Annotated in this window: 21 protein-coding genes; 9 read left to right on the top strand and 12 right to left on the bottom strand. The window is 71.0% G+C overall.

The annotated features are described in order from the left end of the window. Positions 1 to 5: 5 nt before the first annotated feature. From H4W80_RS03225 to H4W80_RS60135, 4 genes are read right to left on the bottom strand one after another with little or no spacing between them, the layout of a single operon-like run. The gene (locus H4W80_RS03225; RefSeq protein WP_192783685.1) at positions 6 to 1,103 is read right to left on the bottom strand and encodes an ABC transporter ATP-binding protein; all 1,098 of its coding nucleotides are present in this window, start codon (positions 1,101 to 1,103) and stop codon (positions 6 to 8) included. Continuing rightward, complete coding sequence (locus H4W80_RS03220; RefSeq protein ID WP_192783684.1) at positions 1,096 to 2,844, bottom strand: ABC transporter permease; 1,749 nt, start codon at positions 2,842 to 2,844, stop codon at positions 1,096 to 1,098. The genes H4W80_RS03225 and H4W80_RS03220 overlap by 8 nt, the downstream gene beginning before the upstream one ends. A 10-nt stretch (positions 2,845 to 2,854) precedes the next feature. Next, positions 2,855 to 3,490 (bottom strand): ABC transporter substrate-binding protein, encoded by a 636-nt coding sequence (locus tag H4W80_RS60140; protein ID WP_337960011.1) that lies wholly within the window; start codon positions 3,488 to 3,490, stop codon positions 2,855 to 2,857. Next, a complete protein-coding gene (locus H4W80_RS60135; protein WP_225963213.1) occupies positions 3,445 to 3,999 on the bottom strand; it encodes a type 2 periplasmic-binding domain-containing protein in 555 nt (184 codons plus the stop codon). The genes H4W80_RS60140 and H4W80_RS60135 overlap by 46 nt, the downstream gene beginning before the upstream one ends. A 218-nt stretch (positions 4,000 to 4,217) precedes the next feature. Here H4W80_RS60135 and H4W80_RS03210 point away from each other — a divergent pair, with 218 nt between their 5' ends. Then, positions 4,218 to 4,904 (top strand): GntR family transcriptional regulator, encoded by a 687-nt coding sequence (locus H4W80_RS03210; RefSeq protein ID WP_192783683.1) that lies wholly within the window; start codon positions 4,218 to 4,220, stop codon positions 4,902 to 4,904. A gap of 2 nt (positions 4,905 to 4,906) precedes the next feature. Here the strand turns inward: H4W80_RS03210 and H4W80_RS03205 are convergent, their stop codons facing one another. Continuing rightward, positions 4,907 to 5,251: an ester cyclase gene (locus H4W80_RS03205; protein ID WP_264086059.1), complete on the bottom strand. Its 345-nt coding sequence runs from the start codon at positions 5,249 to 5,251 to the stop codon at positions 4,907 to 4,909. On the opposite strand from H4W80_RS03205, the gene H4W80_RS03200 reads away from it, so the two are divergent. Then, positions 5,228 to 5,830, top strand: a complete 603-nt coding sequence (locus H4W80_RS03200; RefSeq protein ID WP_318787601.1) for a TetR/AcrR family transcriptional regulator C-terminal domain-containing protein — start codon at positions 5,228 to 5,230, stop codon at positions 5,828 to 5,830. The two genes, H4W80_RS03205 and H4W80_RS03200, sit on opposite strands and share 24 nt — an antisense overlap. A gap of 5 nt (positions 5,831 to 5,835) precedes the next feature. Here H4W80_RS03200 and H4W80_RS03195 read toward each other — a convergent pair whose 3' ends face one another. Then, a complete protein-coding gene (locus H4W80_RS03195) occupies positions 5,836 to 6,711 on the bottom strand; it encodes a helix-turn-helix transcriptional regulator (protein ID WP_192783680.1) in 876 nt (291 codons plus the stop codon). A gap of 199 nt (positions 6,712 to 6,910) precedes the next feature. On the opposite strand from H4W80_RS03195, the gene H4W80_RS03190 reads away from it, so the two are divergent. Continuing rightward, entirely contained in the window at positions 6,911 to 7,687 is a 777-nt protein-coding gene (locus H4W80_RS03190; RefSeq protein WP_192783679.1) for an SDR family oxidoreductase, read from the top strand. 21 nt (positions 7,688 to 7,708) lie between these two features. Here the strand turns inward: H4W80_RS03190 and H4W80_RS03185 are convergent, their stop codons facing one another. After that, complete coding sequence (locus H4W80_RS03185; protein ID WP_318786678.1) at positions 7,709 to 8,197, bottom strand: MarR family winged helix-turn-helix transcriptional regulator; 489 nt, start codon at positions 8,195 to 8,197, stop codon at positions 7,709 to 7,711. 58 nt (positions 8,198 to 8,255) lie between these two features. Between H4W80_RS03185 and H4W80_RS03180 the strand changes: the two genes are divergently transcribed. Next, a complete protein-coding gene (locus H4W80_RS03180; RefSeq protein WP_225963212.1) occupies positions 8,256 to 8,846 on the top strand; it encodes a TIGR03086 family metal-binding protein in 591 nt (196 codons plus the stop codon). A 22-nt stretch (positions 8,847 to 8,868) separates the two neighbouring features. Further along, positions 8,869 to 9,285 carry a RidA family protein gene (locus H4W80_RS03175; protein ID WP_192783677.1) on the top strand — a complete coding sequence of 139 codons (417 nt, stop codon included), beginning with the start codon at positions 8,869 to 8,871 and terminating at the stop codon, positions 9,283 to 9,285. An 8-nt stretch (positions 9,286 to 9,293) separates the two neighbouring features. Here the strand turns inward: H4W80_RS03175 and H4W80_RS03170 are convergent, their stop codons facing one another. Beyond that, positions 9,294 to 9,518: a hypothetical protein gene (locus H4W80_RS03170; protein WP_192783676.1), complete on the bottom strand. Its 225-nt coding sequence runs from the start codon at positions 9,516 to 9,518 to the stop codon at positions 9,294 to 9,296. Positions 9,519 to 9,625: 107 nt separating this feature from the next. Here H4W80_RS03170 and H4W80_RS03165 point away from each other — a divergent pair, with 107 nt between their 5' ends. Next, the gene (locus tag H4W80_RS03165) at positions 9,626 to 11,032 is read left to right on the top strand and encodes an MFS transporter (protein WP_318786677.1); all 1,407 of its coding nucleotides are present in this window, start codon (positions 9,626 to 9,628) and stop codon (positions 11,030 to 11,032) included. Positions 11,033 to 11,048: 16 nt separating this feature from the next. On the opposite strand, the gene H4W80_RS03160 is transcribed toward H4W80_RS03165, so the two are convergent. From H4W80_RS03160 to H4W80_RS03150, 3 genes are all read right to left on the bottom strand, one after another. Next, positions 11,049 to 12,203: a glycosyltransferase gene (locus tag H4W80_RS03160; protein ID WP_225963211.1), complete on the bottom strand. Its 1,155-nt coding sequence runs from the start codon at positions 12,201 to 12,203 to the stop codon at positions 11,049 to 11,051. Positions 12,204 to 12,443: 240 nt separating this feature from the next. Further along, positions 12,444 to 12,620, bottom strand: a complete 177-nt coding sequence (locus tag H4W80_RS03155; protein WP_192783674.1) for a hypothetical protein — start codon at positions 12,618 to 12,620, stop codon at positions 12,444 to 12,446. A gap of 468 nt (positions 12,621 to 13,088) precedes the next feature. Then, positions 13,089 to 13,910, bottom strand: a complete 822-nt coding sequence (locus tag H4W80_RS03150) for a hypothetical protein (RefSeq protein ID WP_192783673.1) — start codon at positions 13,908 to 13,910, stop codon at positions 13,089 to 13,091. A gap of 201 nt (positions 13,911 to 14,111) precedes the next feature. Here H4W80_RS03150 and H4W80_RS03145 point away from each other — a divergent pair, with 201 nt between their 5' ends. Genes H4W80_RS03145 through H4W80_RS03135 form a run of 3 tightly spaced genes read left to right on the top strand, consistent with a single transcriptional unit; the run spans position 14,112 to position 17,078 of the window. Next, positions 14,112 to 14,870: a hypothetical protein gene (locus tag H4W80_RS03145; protein ID WP_192783672.1), complete on the top strand. Its 759-nt coding sequence runs from the start codon at positions 14,112 to 14,114 to the stop codon at positions 14,868 to 14,870. A gap of 51 nt (positions 14,871 to 14,921) precedes the next feature. After that, positions 14,922 to 16,361, top strand: a complete 1,440-nt coding sequence (locus H4W80_RS03140) for an ATP-binding protein (protein ID WP_318786676.1) — start codon at positions 14,922 to 14,924, stop codon at positions 16,359 to 16,361. A 45-nt stretch (positions 16,362 to 16,406) separates the two neighbouring features. Next, a complete protein-coding gene (locus tag H4W80_RS03135) occupies positions 16,407 to 17,078 on the top strand; it encodes an HAD family hydrolase (RefSeq protein ID WP_192783671.1) in 672 nt (223 codons plus the stop codon). A 120-nt stretch (positions 17,079 to 17,198) separates the two neighbouring features. Here H4W80_RS03135 and H4W80_RS03130 read toward each other — a convergent pair whose 3' ends face one another. Then, on the bottom strand, positions 17,199 to 20,015 hold the full coding sequence (locus H4W80_RS03130; RefSeq protein ID WP_192783670.1) for a hypothetical protein: 2,817 nt from the start codon (positions 20,013 to 20,015) through the stop codon (positions 17,199 to 17,201). Positions 20,016 to 20,199: the final 184 nt, after the last annotated feature.

Genomic DNA, 20,199 nt, shown 5'->3' with positions numbered 1-20,199 from the left:
GAAATTTACGTCCTTACGAGTGCTTCGACGTCCTCGGGCAGGGCGTCGGTGGTCGGGTAGAGCAGGCAGGCGGCGGGCTCGACGACGAGCGTGACCTCGCCGCTCAGCCCCGGGCGGGCGGTCTCGGCCTGGATGACGTGGTCGCCCAGGCGCAGGCCGTACTCGTAGCGGGAGCCGATGTAGGAGCTGGTGAGCACCTCGGCGGTGAGCACGTTCACGTCGGAGGGGGCGCCGCGGCCGGGCGGGAGGATCTCCAGCCGCTCGGGCCGGACGGCCACGGTGACGCGCCCGCCCGGCGCGGCCTCCGGGACGGTGACGGTCTGCCCGGTGCAGTCCAGCCGCACCTGCGACGGGCCGGTCGTCGTGCCGGTGAGGAAGTTGCAGCGGCCGACGAACGCGGCCACCTCGGCGGTCGCGGGGGTCTCGTAGATCTCTTTCGGGGTGCCGATCTGCACCATGTCGCCCTTGGACATCACCGCGATGCGGTCGCTCAGGGCCAGGGCCTCCTCCTGGTCGTGGGTGACGTACACGGTGGTGATGCCGAGCTCCTCCTGCAGCCGCTTGAGCCAGGCGCGGGCCTGCTCGCGCAGCTGCGCGTCCAGGTTGGACAGCGGCTCGTCCAGCAGCAGCACGCTGGGCGAGTAGACCAGGGCGCGGGCCAGGGCGACGCGCTGCTGCTGGCCGCCGGACAGCTGGTGCGGGTAGCGGTCCTTCAGCTCGGCCAGGCCCACCTTGCCGAGCGCCTCGGTGATGAGCCCGTCCTGCGTGCGCCGGTCGACCTTGCGGATCTTGAGCGGCATGGCCAGGTTCTGGGCGACCGTCATGTGCGGCCACAGCGCGTACGACTGGAACACCATCCCGAGGTTGCGCCCCTCGGGCGGCACGAACGTGCCGGCGTCGACGAACGTGGCCGGGCCGACCGCGATGCTGCCGGTGGTCGGCCGCTCCAGGCCGGCGATGCACGCCAGGGTGGTGGACTTGCCGCAGCCGCTGGGGCCGAGCAGCGTGAAGAACTCGCCGTCGGCGATGGTGAAGGAGATGTCACGCAGGACGGCGTTGTCCCCGAATCGCTTGGACAGGTTGGCGACCTTGACCTCAGGCATCTGTACGCCCCTTGAGAAGTAGTCCGGCGAGCCCGACGAAGGTCGCCGTGATGGCGATCTGCAGGCTGGCCAGCGCGGCCACGGAGCCGGTGTTGCCCTGCACCCACAGCTCGAGCATGGTCGTGCCGATGATGTTGGAGTCCGCCGAGCCCAGGAACACCGCGGGCGAGTACTCCTTGAGCAGCGTCACGAACGTCAGGATCAGCGCCCCGGCGAAGGCCGGCCGCAGCAGGGCCGCGAGGATGCGGGTGAACGTCCGCACCCAGTCGGCGCCGGAGACCCGGGCGGCGTTGTCGAGCTCGCGGCCGATCTGCATGATCGACGGCGAGATGGAGCCGAACCCGCTGGGCAGCGCGCGCAGCCCGAAACCGATGATCAGCGCCCACAGCGTGCCCTGGATCAGGGTCCCCAGCCCGAACGGGGCGAAGGCCAGCGCCCAGAACAGGCCGATGCCGACGATGATGCCGGGCATCGCCTGCGGGGCGAGCGCCAGATACTCCACCGCGCGGGCGAAGCGGAAGGTCGAGCGCCTGGCCACCATGACCGCCAGCAGCGACAGCGCGCTGACCAGGACCGCGCCGATCGCCGCGACGAGCAGGCTGTTGACGATGGACTGCACGTACACCGGATAGGTGAAGATCCGTTCGTAGTTGTCCCCGGTGAGGGTCCTGAACGGCGACTGCAGCGGCGTGAACACCTGCGTGAAGGAGCGGAAGACCAGCCCGCCGATGGGCACCAGGGCGCCCATCACCACGTAGAAGGCGATGGCGGCCATGCTGATCCACTTCAGCCGGCCGAGGTCCAGGGGGCGCGGGCGGGTCGCCTTGCCGCGGACGGAGACGAACCGCTGGGCGTTCTTCAGCAGCTTGGCCTGCAGCGCGACCAGGCTGACCGTGACCACCAGGATGATCGCCGAGGCCGCGCCCAGCACCCCGTAGTCCGGGTTGATGGACTGCAGGCCGTTGCGGTACAGGAAGGTGGAGAAGACGTCGATGCGCACCGGCTGGCCGAACAGCAGCGGCACGCTCAGCGTCTCCACCGACATGCTGACCACCAGGATCGAGCTGTAGACGACGGGCGGGCGCAGCAGCGGCAGGATCACCGAGCGCAGGATGCGCAGCGGCCCGGCCCCGCACACCTGGGCGGCGGCCTCCAGCGAGGCGTCGCTCTGGCGCAGCGCGCCGGCACAGAAGGTGTAGACGATCGGGGCCAGCGCCACGGCCTCGGTCAGCGCCATGCCGGGGATGGAGTAGAGGTTCCACGGCAGGAAGCCGAGCAGGCGGCGGACCTCGACGCTGACGAACCCGGCCGGGCCGTACATGGTGATCCAGCCGAAGCCGAGGATGAGCGAGGAGATGAAGAACGGCCACTGCATGGCGGCGGCGAACACGCGGCCACCGGGCAGCCTGGTGCGCACCACGACCACGGCCATCGGCACCGCGATGAGCAGGCTGAGCACGGTGGTCAGCCCCGCGAACAGCGCCGTGTTGAGCACGACGCGGCCGAATCCCGCCTCGGTGAACAGCCGCACGTAGTTGCCGGCGCCGAGCACGCCGCCCGCCTCGTACAGGGGGCGGTCGAGGAAGGACTGGTAGAGCGACGGGACGACCGGCGCCAGCACCAGGACCGCCAGCAGGAGCAGCACGGCGTACTGCAGCCAGCTCTCCCGGGCCAGCCCCAGCGGCCTGCGGTAGCGCGGCGGGGGATGCGCCGGCGGACGCGGCGGGGAAAGGGTGGTCATCGGGTTCCTCTCAGCGGCCGAGCAGGCCGTTCCACTTGCCGGTGAACGATTTGACCTCGGCGTCGGGGACCTTCGCGTACTTGGCGAGGATGATGTTGGCCTGGCCGACGGCCTGGACCAGCTCCTGGTAGGTGTGCAGGCCGTCGCCGGTGGCGACGCCGTCGCGGTAGGAGGTGAGCCCGCCCTCGGCCACCGCCCGCTGGCCCTCCTGCGACAGCACGAAGTCCATGAACAGTTTCGAGGTCGCCGGATGCGGCGCCTTGGCGGCGATGCCGACGCCGCGCGGCAGCACGACCGTGCCGTCGTCGAGGAACGAGATCGCCAGCAGGCCGCCGCTCTTGTCCACCACCGGGTACGCCGGGGCGGCGCTGACGAAGAAGCCGGCCACGTACTCGCCGGAGGTGATCTTCTCGAGCTGGGTGCCGGACGACGTCTCCGGCCTGGCCAGCGGGAGCACCGACTGCAGCGAGGTCCACGAGTCGGGGCGGGCCTCGGCGAAGGCGTGCGAGACGGTGAAGCCGAACGCGCCGCTCACGTCCCGCGTGGTGATCTTGTTCTTGTACTGGGCGGGGTCCTTGGCCAGGATCGCCGCCAGGCTCTTCAGCCCGGTCGGCTTCTCGGGCAGCAGCGAGGTGTTGTACGCGATCGACAGGGGTCGGCGGACATGGCGTACACGTTGGGGAGCAGCTCGCCGAAGTCCGGCAGCTTGCCCTTCTCCGGCGAGGCGTACTCCATCAGGGTGCCCGGCCGGGCGGCGAAGTCGGCCCAGGCCTGGGCGGCGTTCGACACGACGAGGTCGGCGGGCGAGTTACCGGTGGCCTGCTCGCTGAGCACCCGCTGGAACACCTCGTCGCTGTCCAGGTTGTTGGCCGCGATCTTCGTCACCCAGGGGTACTTCTTCTCGAAGTCCCGGAAGATCGGCGCCCAGTTCTCCTGGTCGGTGTTGGAGTAGATGGTGAGGGTGCCGCCCTCCTTCTTGGACGCCTCGATGAGCTGGGCGTACTCGCTCGGGTAGTAGGACGGGGCCTGTCCCGTCGCGATCGTGTTCGGCGGCGGCTGTTTCGCCGCCTCTCCTCCACCGCCGCAGGCCGTGAGGAGGCCGAGTGCGAGTACGGCGACGCCCAGGGCGCGGAACGTGGGGTGGAAGGTGGTCATGTGCTTCCTCCTAGACCAGGCGCGACCGACCAGCCGTCGCCTGCGATGCCGCACACTCTGCTTCGTTATAACCTATGACGTCAAGCCTTCGTTTCCGGAATGTAACGCGAAGAGCCTCTTAGATCGCTTATAGCGGCCACGATGTGGTGTGTTGGCTCTTGCCGACGAGGCCGAGTGGCGATGTAGGTTATAACGGTCACCGACGAGACAGGACAGCGATGAGCGAATCAGCGGCCGAGCTCTACACGACGAAGGCGGATTTCGCCTATCTGCGCGTCAAGGAGCTGATCCTGTCCGGGAAGCTGCTCCCCGGCTCCGTCATCGCGCAGGCGCAGCTGGCCCGCGACATCGGCATCAGCACCACTCCCCTGCGCGAGGCGCTGCGCCGGCTCAAGAGCGAGGGGCTGGTCGAGCTGGACGCCCACCGCGACGCCCGCGTGGCACCCCTGGCCGCCGAGGAGGCCCGCGACCTGCTGGAGCTGCGCCGCTCCCTCGACCCGCTGGCGATCGGGCTGGCCGCCGAACGGCGCACCAAGGCCGACATCGCCGCCATGCGCACCGCGCACGAGGGACTCAAGCCGTTGCCCGGCAACCCTGACTACGAGCAGTTCGTGGCCCACCGCAGGTTCCACGCCGCCCTCTACTCGGCCTCCCACAACGATCTGCTCATCCAGACCCTCGACGGCCTGTGGGACAAGGCCGACCGCTACCGCCGCCTCGCCCTGGAGGTCGAGCGCGGCCAGGCCGCCCGCGACCGCAAGGCCGCCGAGCACGAGGCGCTGCTGGAGTACGTGATCGCGGGCGACGCGGAGTCGGCCGCGGCCGTCATGCGGGAACACATCGACACCAGCCTGGGCGCCCAGGCCGCCTGGCGCCTGCGCAAGCACGCCGACCCTGGTGCGTAGAATCAGTCGCTCTCCGGCCAGTCCCAGCCCAGCTGCAGGAACAGCCCCAGCCGGTCGCTGACCGCGCGGACCTCGGCGATCTTCCCCTCGCGCAGGGTGAACAGGAAGATCGCCTCATTCCGGAAGCTCTTGTGCGTCGGGACCGGCATGCGGGGGTGCGTCCCGCTGTGCGTGCCCGACATGGTCAGGCGGGCCACCGCCTTGTCGCCCTCGCGTACGACCTCCTCGACCTGGAGGTGGAACGGGTCGAACGCGTCGAGCTGCATCCGGATGCCCTCGAAGGCCGCGCCCGGCTCGTCCGGCTCGCCGACGATGATCTTGTTGTGGTCGATCACGTCGGCCGCCAGAAAGTCGCCCAGATCGTCCAGCCGCCGCTCGTCGACCGCGAGGGCGTGCAGGCGCTGTCCATGCGCAAGCTCGGCAAGGCGCTGGGCGTCGAGGCGATGACGCTCTACTACTACGTCCCGAACAAGGACGCGATGCTCGACGGCCTGGTCGAGCTGGTGTTCTCGCGCGTCGCCGTGGAGCCGGCCGGTGAGTGGCGGGCGTGGGTGCGGGCGTTCGCGGTCTCGGTCAGGGAGCAGTTGCTCAGGCATCCCGGGCTGATGCCGGTGGTGGCGATCCGGCCGGTGGCGACGCCCGGCGGCCCGCGTACGGTGGAGCGGGCGGCGGGGGCGCTGGTCGAGGCGGGGTTCACGGCCTCGGAGGCGCTGCACGTGATCACGGCGACGGCCACGTTCGCGATCGGCCACACGCTGGCCGAGGCGGGGCCCGGCAGACCGGACAACCCGGACCTGGACCTCGACGGTCTGCCGGTGCTGGCCGAGGCGGTCGCGGCCGGGCTCGGCACGCCCGCCGACCATCAAGATCGCTTCGAGTTCGCCCTGGACGCGCTGCTGAACGGGCTCGCCCCCCGGCGCGCCTGAGGTGTTCAGCCGTGGTGCTCGGGCCGGGGGTGCGCCTGGTGCTGCGGCGCCGTCCAGCTCGTGAGGAGCCGGAGGGCCTGGGCGGTCGCCGAGCCCGGTTCGACGTTGTAGACGCACAGGGTCTGGTCCGCGTCGCCGGGGGCCTGGAAGGACTCGTAGGAGAAGTGGAGGTCGCCGACGAGGGGGTGGTGGTAGGTCTTGGCGCCGTGGGTGCGGCGCAGCACGCGATGGTCGTTCCACCAGGTGGAGAACTCGGGCGACCTCAGGGTGAGCTCGCCGACGAGGTCGGCGAGCCGGCGGTCGTGGGGGTGGCGGCCGGCCTCCAGGCGCAGGACGGCGACGGTCTCGGCGGCGATCCGCTCCCAGTCGCCGACCCTCTCGCGAGCCTGGGGGTCCAGCAGGTAATAGCGGGCCAGGTTCCGCTGGGGCGCGGGCAGGGCGTCGAAGTCGGTCAGCACCTCGCGTGCCAGGCGGTTGGAGGCCAGGACGTCGGTACGGCGGCCCAGGATGAAGGCGGGCACGTGCTCGAGGGTGTGCAGCATCAGGTGCAGGCCCGGCCTGACCCGCTGCGGGCTGACCGCAGCCCGGCGCGCGTCGGCGGGGCGGACCAGCAGCAGGTTGGTGAGGTGCTCGCGCTCGGAGGGGTTGAGCCGCAGGGCCCGGGCGAGGGCCTCGACGACCTCGGGCGACGGGGAGCCGGCGCGGCCCTGCTCGAGCCGGGTGTAGTACTCGGTGCTGACCCCGGCCAGGCGGGCCACCTCGTCGCGGCGCAGCCCGGGCACCCGGCGGGTGCGCCCGTCGAAGGGCAGCCCGGCCTCCTCGGGGGTGATCCCGGCGCGCCGTGAGCGCAGGAAGCCGGCGATCTCGCTGCTTCGGTCCATGTCTCCAGTGTGGCCGAGCCTGGCACGACGGGCCTTCGCCAGGGTGGCCCTGGCAGTACCAGTTTCGCGGAGACCTCCCTGGTGAGGGCCCATTTTGACGGCCTGCGAGGGCCTGGCGGGTGGTGTCCTGATGAGGGAGCCCGCGGCGATGCGAGCCGCGGCCACCCGCTCATCTCACCCACCTTGGAAGGTACGCACCATGACCACGCAGACTTCTGCCCGTCCCCTCACCGGCCGCGTCGCGGTCGTCACCGGCGCCTCCAGCGGCATCGGCGAGGCGGCGGCCGAGCACCTGGCCGAGCTGGGCGCCCGCGTCGCCGTCCTGGCGCGGCGCGCCGAGCGGCTGGACGACCTGGTCGCCCGGATCGAGAAGAACGGCGGCCGGGCGCTGGCCCTGGCCGCCGACGTCACCGACGCGGCGGCGGCGCAGGCGGCCGCCGACCGGGTGGCGGCCGAGCTGGGCGGCGCCGACCTGCTGTTCAACAACGCGGGCGTCATGCTCCCCGCCCCGATCGAGGAGCTGGCCACCGCCCAGTGGCAGCGCCAGATCGACCTCAACATCAGCGGTCTGATGAACGCCATCGCCGCGTTCACCCCCCAGCTGGTGCGGGCCGCCGCCGAGCGCGGAGTGGCCGACCTGATCAACACCTCGTCGATCGCGGCCCAGAACATCTTCCCGAACTTCGCCGTCTACTCCGGCACCAAGGCGTACGTCACTCATCTCTCCCGCCACCTGCGGGTCGAGCTGGGCGCGAAGAGGGTGCGGGTCTCGGCGCTCGAGCCGGGCATCGTCGCGACCGAGCTGCAGAGTCACGTCACCGACGAGGGGGCCCGGGCGTGGCTGGAGGGCGCCAAGGAGACGATGGAATGGCTCACGCCGCAGGACGTCGCGCGGACCGTCGGGTTCCTCGCGAGCCTCCCGCCGCGGGTGAACCTCCAGCAGGTCACCATCATGCCGACCGGCCAGCCCAGCTGACCGCCCGTTCCCCGCCGCTCCTCAGCGGTCGTGGGCCGCGTTCGGTCGCCGGTTGGGCCGCCGGTCGAGCGGAGACCTCTCGGTGATCTGCTCGCGGGGCAGCCGGTGGAGCGCCTCCAGGGCGCGCAGGAAGCCGTGGCGGTCGGCCGCGGGCAGGCGGGCGAGCAGGCGCTCCTCGTTCGCCTGGATCTCGGCCCGCACCGACCTGCGCACCTCGCGGCCCTCGGCGGTGATCGTGAGGATCCGCGCGCGGCGGTCGCGCGGGTCGGGGTCACGGGTGATCAGCCCGGCCGCCTGCAGCTTGTCGAGGGTGCCGATGATGCGGGTCTTGTCGGCGCCGATCGCCTCGGCCAGGGCGGCCTGGGTACGTACGGAGCCGTCGTCCAGGGCGCCCAGCACGGCGTAGCCCCACATGGAGACCCCATGCGCCGCCAGCACGGGCAGCTCCGCCGCGACGAGCGACTGCAGGAGAGGATGCATCATCTCGGCGAGATCGCGGCGGGCCGTCACGGGTCCAAGATATCCGGTTGACAGATAATAAGCACTTGCAGATCCTATGCGAATGCATATGAATGAGCGAATAGTCGGGCTCGACGCGCAGGCCGTCCGCGCCAGCGTCGAGCTGGCGGATCGCGTGCGGCCCGCGGACCTGTCCCGGCCGACGCCCTGCCTCGGATGGACCGTGTACGGCCTGCTCGCGCACATGGCCACCCAGCACTACGGCTTCGCCGCGGCCTCCAGGGGAGACGGCGATCTCGCCCGGTGGAAGACGCGTTCCCTCGGCGACGACCCGGCGGCGAGCTACCGGGCCTCCGCCGAACACGTCCTGGCGGCCTTCGCCGCCGACGGCGTGCTGGAGCGGATGTTCCCGCTGCCCGAGTTCACGAGCGGGAGCCCCTTCCCGGGGGCGCAGGCGATCGGCTTCCACTTCATCGACTACGTGGTGCATTCCTGGGACCTCGCCAAGTCGCTGGGCGTCGCGGTCGACTTCCCGCCGGACCTGCTGGAGGCCGCCCTCGCCGTGGCGCGAGCCGTACCCGGCGGCCAGGCGCGCCTGGCGCCCGGGGCGGCCTTCGCGCCGGCGCTCCCGTGGTCGGGCGGGTCGCGGCTGGATGAGATCGTGGCGATCCTGGGCCGCTCGCCGAGCTGGCCCGCGTGAACTCTTCGGAATGGAGCTGGACATGAGCAGCAGCGTCAGATTGATCCGCAACCACCGGCTCGCGCAGCAGGTGCCCTACGCCTATGCCGCGGTCGCCGACGCGCCGGTGCGTTCCATCTGGGTGGCCGGCGCTTGTCCCCTTGATCTCGACGGCGCGACCGTCGCGGTCGGCGACTACGCCGGCCAGGCGCACCAGGTGATGCGCAACCTCGTGACCGCGCTCGAAGGGGCGGGCGCGGCGCTGACCGATGTCGTCAAGACCACGGTCTACGTGGCCTCCTCCCGGCAGAGCGACCTGGTCACGGCGTGGGAGGTCTACCGGGAGCACATGGGCGATCACGACGTGCCCAGCACCTTGCTCGGCGTGACCGTGCTCGGCTACAAGGACCAGCTCGTCGAGGTCGAGGCCGTCGCCGTGCTCCCGTCAGCGGGCACCTGATCCCGCTTTCACGGAGCCGGGCGGCGTGACGCCGTCTCCTTGGGGACGACTTGCAGGAGGATCGGCATCGCGCTGGTGAGCGAGGCTCCCGGCCCCGGGGCCTGGCCGGCCACGACCCACTCCTTCGGATCGGCGATCCCCTCCGGGTTCGCCCTCGTGACCTCCGCGGTGAACCCGAGCGCGGCGATCTGCGCGCTCGCGTCGCCCGCCTCCACGAACCACAACTCAGGCATCGTGGCGACGTCGGCGAGGGACGGTGTGACCGTCGCCGGAGCGGTGGCGGGAGGCGGCGGGGAGGGTGGCGAATTTCCGGTTTTGCACCGTCTATACCCTTGCCGACGTGGAATTCCAGAAAGGGGTGGCCTTACTGGTCGCCGGCACGTTCTTCATGGAGATACTCGACGGCACGGTGATCACCCCCGCCGCGCCGCGTATCGCCGCGGAGCTCGGGATCGCGCCGATCGACGTCAACGTCGCGATCACCGCGTACGTGCTCACCATCGGGGTGCTGATCCCGATCAGCGGCTGGCTGGCCGACCGGTTCGGCCCGCGCCGGGTGTTCGCGGTGGCGATCGTGCTGTTCGTGGTGGCCTCGATCGGCTGCGCGCTGGCCCCGACGCTGCCCGCGCTCACCGCCGCGCGGGTGCTGCAGGGGGCGGGCGGGGCGCTGATGGTGCCGGTCGGGCGGCTGGTGGTGCTGCGGACGACGGAGAAGTCCGATCTGGTCCGGGCGATCGCGTACCTGACCTGGCCGGGCCTGCTCGCGCCGGTGCTGGCGCCGGTCGTCGGCGGGTTGCTGGCCGACTACGCGTCCTGGCGGTGGATCTTCGTGATCAACGTGCCGCTCGGGCTCGCGGCGCTCGTCGTGGCGCTGCGGATCGTGCCCGATCTGCGCGCCGACGCCCCTGACCCGCTGGACCGCCCCGGGTTCGCCCTCCTGGCGGTGGGCGTCGCGGGGCTGATCGTGGCGCTGGAGGGGCTCGGCTCCGGCTTCGGCCTGTCGACGGCGCTGGCGTCGGCGGTCGCCGTCGCCGGTCTGGGCCTGGCGGTACGGCACCTGCTGCGCGCCCCACGCCCGCTCGTCGACCTGCGGATCCTGCGGGTGACGACGTTCCGGGTCACGGCGGCGACCGGGTCGGTCTACCGGGGCGTGATCATCGCGATCCCCTTCGTGCTGCCGCTGCTGTTCCAGGTGGGGTTCGGCTGGTCGGCCGCGCAGGCGGGGCTGGTGGTGATCGCACTGTTCGTGGGGAACGTCGGCATCAAGCCCGCCACCACCCCGCTGATGCGCCGGCTCGGGATCCGCACCGTCCTGCTCTGGTCGATCGTGATCGGCGCCGCGTGCCTGGCCGGGATGGCGTTCCTGGAGCCCACGACGCCGCTGCCCGTCATCCTCGGTCTGCTGCTGGTGAGCGGGATCGTCCGGTCGACGGGGTTCACCGCGTACAACAGCGTGGCCTTCGCCGACATCGGCCAGGACCGGATGAACCACGCCAACACGCTGCTGTCGACGCTGCAGGAGCTGGGCGCGGGCCTCGGCGTGGCGATCGGCGCGCTGCTCGTGAGGCTGGGCGAGGCGATCCCCGGAGTGGCGGGCGCGGCCGGGCCGTACCGCGTGGCGTTCGTCCTCCTCTCGATCATCCTGGCCCTCCTGGCGATCCCCACGCTGCTCCTCCCCCGGACCGCCGGCGACGAGGTGACCGGCCGCGTGAGCCTGCGGACCGACGCGCCAGGGCCACGTCGTTGAGCCGGGCGTGAGCAGCTCACCTGAGGAGCAGTTTCGCGGCCACCGTCGCCCCGTCGGTGCGGATCGTCCCGGACACGGCCCTGGCCCGTGCTCGGGTCCCGGGGGCCAGCGCCGTCGTGAGCGCGGCCGACAGGGACTCGACGGTCGGGGTCGGGCCGTCGTGTGCCACGCCGATGCCCAGCTCGGCTATCCGGGCGGCCCAGTGCGGCTGGTCCGCGATCTGGGGGACCACGACCTGGGGTGCGCCGGCCCGGGCGGCCGTCGTCGTGGTGCCCGCGCCGCCGTGGTGCACGACGGCGGCCACCCGGGGGAACAGCGCCTGCTGGTTGACCTCGCCGACGACGAAGCAGTCGTCCCGGTCGTCGATCAGGGCCAGGCCGGCCCAGCCGCGGGCGAGCAGGACGCGGCGGCCGTGCGCGCGGATCGCCTCGATGGCCACCCGGGCGATGTCCTTCGGGGCGTACGCGGCCATGCTGCCGAAGCCCACGTACACCGGGGGTTCACCGGCGTCCAGGAACGCCTCCAGCTCCGCCGGGAGCGGGCGTTCGTCGGGCAGGATCCATGCCCCCGTCTGCACGATGTCGAGGTCCGTCATGCCCTGCGACGGGCACAGGGTCGCGTCCGCCGCCAGCCACGGCCGGCCGGTGAAGACGTGGTCGCGGACGTTGTCCACCGGCGGCAGGCCGATCGCCGCCCGATGGCTGTTGAGCGCCTCGCCGTACAACGCGTTCACCCTCTGGGCGTCCTGCTCCCACAGCACCCGGTTGTCGGTCTCGCCCGATGGGGACGGTTTGCCCGGCCGCGCCCCCGGAGGGAAGTGCCGCGACGGCAGTCCCAGGATGTGGAAGCAGGCGAACACGTACCGGATGCCCAGTTTCTCGGCCACGTCCCGTGCGCCGGCCGGCATCAGGCCGGTCGCCAGCAGCGCGTCACATCCCTCGGCGGCCTTCGTGAGCGTGTCGAACCGCGCGGCGACCAGCTCGGGAGCGAGCCGGAACGCGGCTTCCGACGAGGGCGGCTTCGGGCCGGCGACCACCGAGCGCACGGTGGGGCCCAGCGGCACCAGCGGCACGCCGACCCGCGCCAGCAGCGCCGCGAACTCCTCGTCCGGCGGCGCGCACACCCGCGCCTCCGCGCCGAGCTCCCGCAGCTGTACCGCGAGCGCCGCCAACGGTTCGACGTCTCCCCGTGATCCCCATGTCGACAACACCACACGCATGTCGAGTCCCCCGTTTCCGCAGGTGTCCTGGCTTCGGCCGCCCATCTTGCGGCACGACCCGGGTCTTGCCGCAAGCCCCCAGGTGCGCTATAACCTGATAGTGGCAGGGAGGGGGATCTCCCTGCCTTTGCTGTTTGTGGTCCGCTGCGGACGGACAGCGTTCTCGCGAAGCCCTGCGTGCGCGTGGTTTTCTCAGCCGAGCTCGAGAGGGCCGCTGATCTCGAAGTTCTCGTCGAGCAGGGTGACGAGGCGGTCGGCGGCACGCGGGGCGGTCTCGCTCGCCCATCGGCCGACGAGGCTGAGGAAGCCCCGCAGTCGCAGGTGCACCGTGGCCAGGAGGGCGGGCAGGTCGTCGAGCTGGATCTCCACCTCACGCGCGGGCGAGTGTGGGCCCGACTTTTGACTGAGCCGGACGGCTCCGGCGATGTATTCGAGCTCGGTGCCGGGATCGTGCCCGAGCCAGATGTCCTGCCTGTGCAGGACGTTGCGCCACTCTCGCCAGTTCTCCAGGCCGCAACAGCACCCCGGCAGGATCTCGGCGCCGGTGGCCGGGTCTGTGACCCAGCTGTCGGCGATGCGGACAGTGAGCTAGCCCGCCTGGAGCGAGCAGCGCTCCGGCGTCGGCCAGATGCTCGTCCAGCAGCCGGTGGAGATCGCTGATCGGTGCGGTCGGGAGGTCGCCGTAGCTGAAGATGGCGGCCATCGCGGTGCCGACCTCGGCCGGGCTCAGCCGGCCGGAGAGGGCGAGGATGCCGTCCCTGGGCGGTTCGGCGATCGGCCAGGCGGTGAAGTCCGCCGTTTCGTGGGTCTCCAGAACCGCATCCATGAGAATCACGGTCACGACGTCTGCGGGGCCGGGACCTCATCGGCAACGGTCGCGGCGGACTGGGACGGTCCCGCGAGCTCGTGGGCCGAACGGGCGAGCCAGATCGTGAACAGGACACTGAATGCCGAAGTGGCATCGGCATAGACGGTCCCCATGTGTCCGAGCCCCGCGGCCACCAGCGGCGACACGAAGGAAAACACCAAGCTGGCGATGCCGTACCGGACGGTGGACCGTGCCCAGCGTCCATCCCCCCGCTGCGCCCGCAGGATCAGGATCGTCCAGAGCAGTCCTGCCCCGGCGAAGATCAGCGAGAGCCAGTTGGGCATACGCAGGCCGGCAAGCCCCAGCACGAAATAGGCGACGATACCCCCGTACCCCAGGAAGCCCACGATCCGGACGTGACCCGCGTGCCGCAGGCTCGAGCCCAGCACGGGCGGGAACAGCACCACGAGTGACACCATCGACACGACGCCGAGCATGGCCGTCCAGACCCCGCCGGGCATGAGCGGAGAGATCAGCGCGTACGCCGCCGCAACGTACAGCGCGATCCGCAGCCGCCGTACGGCTCGGTCCTGCTCCGGCGGTGGCCCCGCCAGCGGCCCCCGCAGGCACTGCCACAGCCCCCAGGCGGACGGCAGCCCGGCCGCCAGCATGACGAGCACGTTCGGCCACGTCGCCGGGGTGGATTCGTCCACCGGCGTGAAGAGGGTCAGCCGCCACAACATGCCGAGACCGCCGAAGGTCAGCGCGATCACCGCGGCGACTGCCAGCGCACCAAGGTACAAGCCCGTGAGGAGCAGGGCCGGGAGGCCCAGACGGTAACGAGAGATCACGTGACACTTCCAGCGACGGCGGGAACACAGGGGGCGCCTCACCTTAGCGAGCGCTCTTGGCCGTTCGGCGGCCAGGCCCCGCGCCGCACCGCCGGCGCTGGGAGACGTGCCGGTCCGCTACCCTCTCCCTTGATCATCCCCCCGGGCGAGAGGCTGCCGATGCCCCGTGCCTTGGCCATCCTGGCCGCCACCGCACCACAGTTGTCATCCATCCTGAGGCTTCAGGAGTGCGGCTGGTTCGCCTACAACGTGCCGGAGCCGGGCCCGCTGGAGGTGGCCGTCTGGTGGGCCTCCGCGAACGCCTCGAAGCTGCTGCCCCTTGTACTGGCGTTCCTCGCGCTCTGGGCGCCCCGGCAGTTCCCGAAGATCGGTGCGATCTTCGCGGCGCTGACGACGGCGCTCAACGCGCTGCCCCTCGTCGTGCCCTACACCGGCCCCTGCGGCCGGACGAGCGGCGAGTGGCTCGTGGTGGCCTGCTACGCCCTCGCCACCGTCCTCCTCCTGCGGACCCGCCCGGGGCATCGGCTGCCGAGAGCCCGGGCGGCCGTCTGGAGCGTCGTCGTGCTCCTCGTGCTCGGCCGCGCCCTGGCTCGCAACTACTCCTCCGACGGCATCGTCGGCTGCTGGGCGATGCTTCAGGGCACCTGGGCGCAGATCCAGATCCACCTCGACCTTGCCGAGGCCCTCTACGGCTGGGTCTGCGTGGCCGCTGCCGGTGCCGTGCTGGCCGCGCATCGGAGCGCGTCGCTCGTCGGCCTGGTGCTGTTGGTGCCCGCGTTGTTCCAGCCGGTCGCCTGGTTGCTGTCTGCGGCATCGCACGACTGCTCCAGCGCTTTCGCCCTGGTCGCCTGGCCCCACCTGATCGCGGGGGCGCTGGCCCTGCTCGCCGCCCGGCTGCCCGCCCGGGGCGGTCCCGGAACGGCCCCGGAGCCGGAGCCCGCCCAGCCGCACTCTCCTTGAGTGGCAATAAATCGGGCGCGTTCGTCCGCCCCGATCGACATGATGGAGAATGTGACCGACATCGAACTCACCGACGCGCGAGCGCTCGCCGAGAGCCTGCGGCAGGTCTACACCGCGGTGGCCGAGCGGATCGGCGAGGCCAACGCCACCTCTCCGCTGGTCTCCAAGGTGACCGAGCACCTCGGCTGCCCGCTCGGCGACATGGTCGTCGTGGAGGAGCAGTACCGGCTCTACGAGCACGCCGCGCTGCAGACCGCCACCGACCTCTACCTCGACGCCCACTCCCCCGGCGCGCAGTGGTTCGGCATCGTGGGCGGCGAGCGGCGCTGGGAGAGCATCATCAACATGCTGCTCGCGGCGATGCGTGAGGGCAGCCGCATGCTCGGCCGCCCCGACTACGGCACGGCCCCGGTCGGCCCCGACGCCACGATCGAGGTCGTGCAGCTCGGCCTGGTCGCCACGGCCGCGCCCGACGGCACGCCGGTGCTCATCGGGCTGAGCAACAAGGACGACTACGACGGCCACAGCCTGCTCACCGTGCTGGCGACCCGGCGGGACGTGGCGAGCGCCGTACGCGACGAGGTGAACCGGCTCAAACAGGACAACGACCCGTTCCGCGGCCAGGTGCTCAGCTTCGGCTTCAGCGAGCACCGGGAGAACGAGCTGCTCACCTTCCTGCCCCGCCCCGAGCTGGCCCCCGAGGAGGTGGTCCTGCCGGAAGGACGGCTGGAGGCCATCGAGGAGCACGTCGTGGGCATCGCCGAGCACGCCGACCGCCTCACCGAGGCCGGCCAGCACCTGCGCCGGGGCGTGCTGCTGTACGGCCCGCCGGGCACCGGCAAGACCCACACCACGCGCTACCTCGTCGGACGGCTGCGCGAGCACACGGCGGTGCTGATGACCGGACCCGCCATGCGCAAGATCGACTACGCGGTGGCGGTGGCGCGCAAGCTGCAGCCGTCCATCGTGATCATCGAGGACGTCGACCTGATCGCCGAGGACCGCAGCCACCACGAGAGCAGCCCGCTGCTGTTCTCCCTGCTGGACGCCATGGACGGGATCAGCGGCGACGTCGACGTGACGTTCGTGCTGACCACCAACCGGGTGGAGGCCCTGGAGAAGGCCCTGGTGCAGCGGCCCGGCCGGGTGGACCTCGCGGTGGAGGTGCCCCCGCCCGACGCGGCGGCGCGCGAACGCCTGATCCGCCTGTACGCCCGCAACCGGCCCATCGTCGCCGACACCGCCAAGGTGGTCGCCGCCACCGAGGGGGTCACGGCGTCCTTCATCAAAGAACTGCTGCGCCGGGTCATCCTGGTCGCGCTGCGCTCGGACGAGCGGGTGCTCACCGACGATCATTTCGACACGGCGCTGCAGGCGATGTCGGGCGACGGCCAGGCGCTCACCCGCGCGCTCCTCGGCTCCCAGGAGACGGCGGCGCAGCCGAAGGACGAGCGGTCGGCCGCCCGGTTGGAGCCGCCCGCCTGCTCGTGAGCTGTGCGTGCCGGCCGGCACTAGGGTGTCGGTGTGATTCGCGCCGTGGTGATCGATGTGGATGACACGCTCTGCCTGACCGAGGCGGCGTGTTTCGAGCTGGAGAACGAGGTCCTGGCGCGCCTCGGCCGTGCGCCGATGTCCCGGTCGGTGCATCTGTCGACGTGGGGGCTGCCGTTGCTGGAGGCGATGCCGCGGCGGTCGCCGGGCGTCGATCTCGTGGCGTTCGCCGCTGTGTATCAGGAGGTGCTGGGGGCGTACGTGGCGGACGGCCGGGTGGACGCGGTCGCGCCGGAGAACCTGCGGGCGCTCGACGAGCTCGCCGCGGCGGGGCACGGCGTCATGCTGCTGACCTCGCGTACGGAGGCGGAGGTGGCGCATCTGCTGGCGCCGGACCATGTCCTGGCGGGCCGGCTGGACGGCGTCTACCACGCCGGCAACGTGCGTTTCGGCAAGCCGGACGGCCGGGCTTTCGACGAGTTGCTGGCCGCGACGGGGCTGGAGCCCGCTCAGTGCGTGTACGTGGGCGACTCCCCCGGTGACGCGCAGGCCGCCAACGGGGCGGGGCTGGGTTTCATCGCCTGCATGCAGAGCGGCGTCAGGCGGCGGGCGGATTTCGACGGGCATCGCGTGGACGCGTTCATCGATGCGTTTCCCGAGATGGTGGAGGTCATTGCCCGCTGGGTGAGCGGGGAGCGCGGGATGACCCGGCTCTAGGGATCCAGCGCGCCGGGCTCCGGGCCCGCCCGCTCCGGCCCGGGACTCCGCGATCGGGGGAGATGCGGCGTCCGGAGCCGGGGGGTGGGGCGGAGGCGGGGCCGGGTGAGACCGCCGGCCTCAGGCTTTGAGGGCTTGGTCGATGAGATCGCGCAGCCGCTTCTCCTCCTTCGAATCGCCGCGGGGCCCGAGCCTGTCCTTGAGTCCCTGGGCCTGGGGCTTCATCGACCAGCCGGGGAGGACCTCCGCCGCGCGGCACAGCGCCGCGAGGGTGACGGTCGGGTCGGGCTTGTCCATGCCTGGGATCCTGAAATCCACCATCGCCCGATTACACAGGTTCGTGAGGGTGTCGGTATCGAGGGTTTTCAAGAAATTCGCCCGCGAGAGCAGCTCGCCGGCGAGGTAGCGCCGGGTCTCGATCGAGACGCCGGTCGTCGACGTCGCGAAGAACGCGACGAGCATCGGCAGCACGTCCGGCTTGAACACCACGTTCTGGCACGCGAACGCGCAGTACGAGGCCTTGATGCTGTCCCGGTATCGCGCGATGTCGGCATCGTCCTCGTCGCTGACGCCGCCCAGCGCGTCCCAGTGGTCCTTCACGCCCTTCATGTTCAGGCTGACCTCCGCCGGCTTCTTCGCGCCGGGGGGCATGCCGGTCGCCAGGTGGCCGAGCGCGTAGAAGTACTCGACCATCGCCTGCTTCGACTCGTGGCCGGTGTTGATGCGCGTGTACCAGTCCTCTTTCTGCTTTTCTGTCGATGCTCCCCACGGCCCCGGGATCAGGTCGACGAACGACGTCCGCAGGAAGGCGAAGCTGCCGCGCCAGTCGACCAGGGCGAGCTTCTGGAACTGCTCGGCGATCCCGCCCCCGGACTTCGAGCGCAGGAGCAGGGGGATGCCGTCCACGTACGGAGACCCCAGGTCCGTATTCGTGACCGGCCAGCAGAACTCGTTCACGAACTCGGCGTTACCCGCGGCGTTGCGCATCAGCGTCTGCTCGTCTTGGTTGCCGTGCTTGAGCATGTGAATCACGAACTGTCCCTCGTCATGCCGGGCGAGATCGAGGTCGAGCTCGTGAAGCCGCGCCTCAGCCTGCGTGCGCTGGGATGCGTAGCCGTCCTGCTTCGACAACACCGTGAGGTCGCCGGCGGCCACCTTGCCGGTGCCGAAGGAGGCGTATTTCTGGAAGCTCTTGCACAGGAACACCTCGAGGCTGCCGTCGGCGATGGCGCCCTTCAGGTCCTTGAGCACCTCATCGAGCCGGGTCCGGCCGGTGGACGGGTCGAGCACGTCCTCGACGGTGGTGTCGAGTATCAGCGCGAACGGCGGGTCATCCGGCTTGCGGTCCTTCAGGCCCGCGAGCACGCCTTCCACGAGGCTCTTCGCCGGTGACGACTCGAAGGGCGTGCTCGGGTTCAGCGCCGCGACCACGACATCCTTGCGCGGCTTCGCCATCTCCCCCTTCTTGAGCTTGCCGAGCAGCATCCCGGTCTCGAAGTAGTCGACCTTCTCGGTGGCACGCGAGACCTCGCCGCCGCGCCGCGCCGACAGCGCGATGGACAGCGCCGTCCCGAGCGCGTCCATGCCGCTGGTCATGAGGTGGCTGCTGAGCTCGATCTCCGTGCCGACGTCCGGCGCGATGCTCGGCGCCCGCTTCAGCAGGACGTCCTGCATCGTCTTCCAGTAGTCGACACGTCCGTAGTTCTTGGCCACGGCGAGCACGACGGCGATCTCGTCCATCATGAGGTCGACCGCGCGCAACGCCGTCGTCGGGTTCGGATCCTCGACGACGATGTCGAGGAGCCGGCTCAGCGAGCGCAGGGCGTCGGCGGTCAGCGCGTCGTAGCGCTCCGGGCCGAGCTTGTCGGTGAGGCCGAGGATGAGGTGCTCGACCGTGGCGCACACCGGCGCCAGCTCGCCCTTCCCCCGCGCGATGTCCTGCAGGCGGGAGAACGCGCTGGAGGTGATGAGCTGTGCGAGGTCGGCGTGCGCGTCGACGGCGAAGTTCGGCTTGGGCCGGGGGTGGTCCTTCTCCGCGAGCTCATAGAGCTGGTACGCCGACGGCGTCGCGCCGATCCCCTCCAGGATCTCCTTCCAGTTCAAGGAGGGGTCGGTGGCGCCCCTCAGCACGCTGATGCCCGTCTCCCCCTTGAGCGGCTGGATCTTGAGGTTGTCCAGCACCTCCCGGGCCAGCACCATCTCGAGCTTGCGCAGCACGCGCGGGCTGTTGACCAGGATGTCGCCCTCTTTCACGTCCACCTTCAGCTTCTCCGCGAGTTCCTCCAGGGCTTCGCCGAAGGACGTGCGCCAGTAGCTGGACACGAGGTCGTGCTGGGTCGACAGGCCACCCTGGCCGGTGCGCTTGCTGCTCGCCGTGCGGAAGCCCACCTGGCCGACGAGGTGAAGCTGCCCGGGGACCGCTACGCCCCCGAGCGCCTCGCGGCGCAGCTCCGAGTACGGCTTCTTGCCGCCGCTGATCGAGTTGACGTCGGCCAACGCCTTTTTGAGGTAGGCCATCGACGAGGCGTCGTCCGCGTCGTCGATCCGCTTCGCGAGCTCGGCCAGGTCGACGGCGCCCTTGCCCGGCACGGCGAGGTCGAGCGCCTCGAGCGATGGGTCGCGGCCCGGCGCGAGATCGCCCTCGGGCCGCGGCACCTGCTTCTGCGGCGTCTTGGGCTTGACGAGACGAACCCCGGCGGTCGCCTTCAGGAAGTCGAGGGCGAGGTTGCCTTTGAGCTGCGCCATGATGAGCCGGGACATCGTGCTGCGCTCCTTCGCCGAGCGCTGGGCCAGTATCCCGGCCATCTGTCGCACGGGGAACGTCTTGTCCTGCAGGGCCTTCACCACCACCTTGGCGGTGGCCGGGTCGGGCTGCTCGGTGAACTTCTGCCAGCCCGGCGGCGTCGAGGTGGAGATCGGCGCGGAGGGGACGGACACGTCACGCTTCGTTATGGGCAAGTCCGACATATCGGATATGCCAGGCTCGATCTTCTCTGGTCCGCCGATCGTACGCCTGCGCTGGCGCTTGTTCCTGCTCGCGCCGGTACTCGGTGTCTTTTTCATGACCCCCCAGCCATTCTTCTCAAGGCTCCCCCTTGCCTGACGACCGATCGATCGTCCA

The organism is Nonomuraea angiospora, assembly GCF_014873145.1.
GTDB classification, from domain to species: Bacteria; Actinomycetota; Actinomycetes; order Streptosporangiales; family Streptosporangiaceae; genus Nonomuraea; species Nonomuraea angiospora.
The sequence above is the reverse complement of the archived record's forward strand: the minus strand, read 5'-3'. Positions and strand labels throughout refer to the sequence as shown.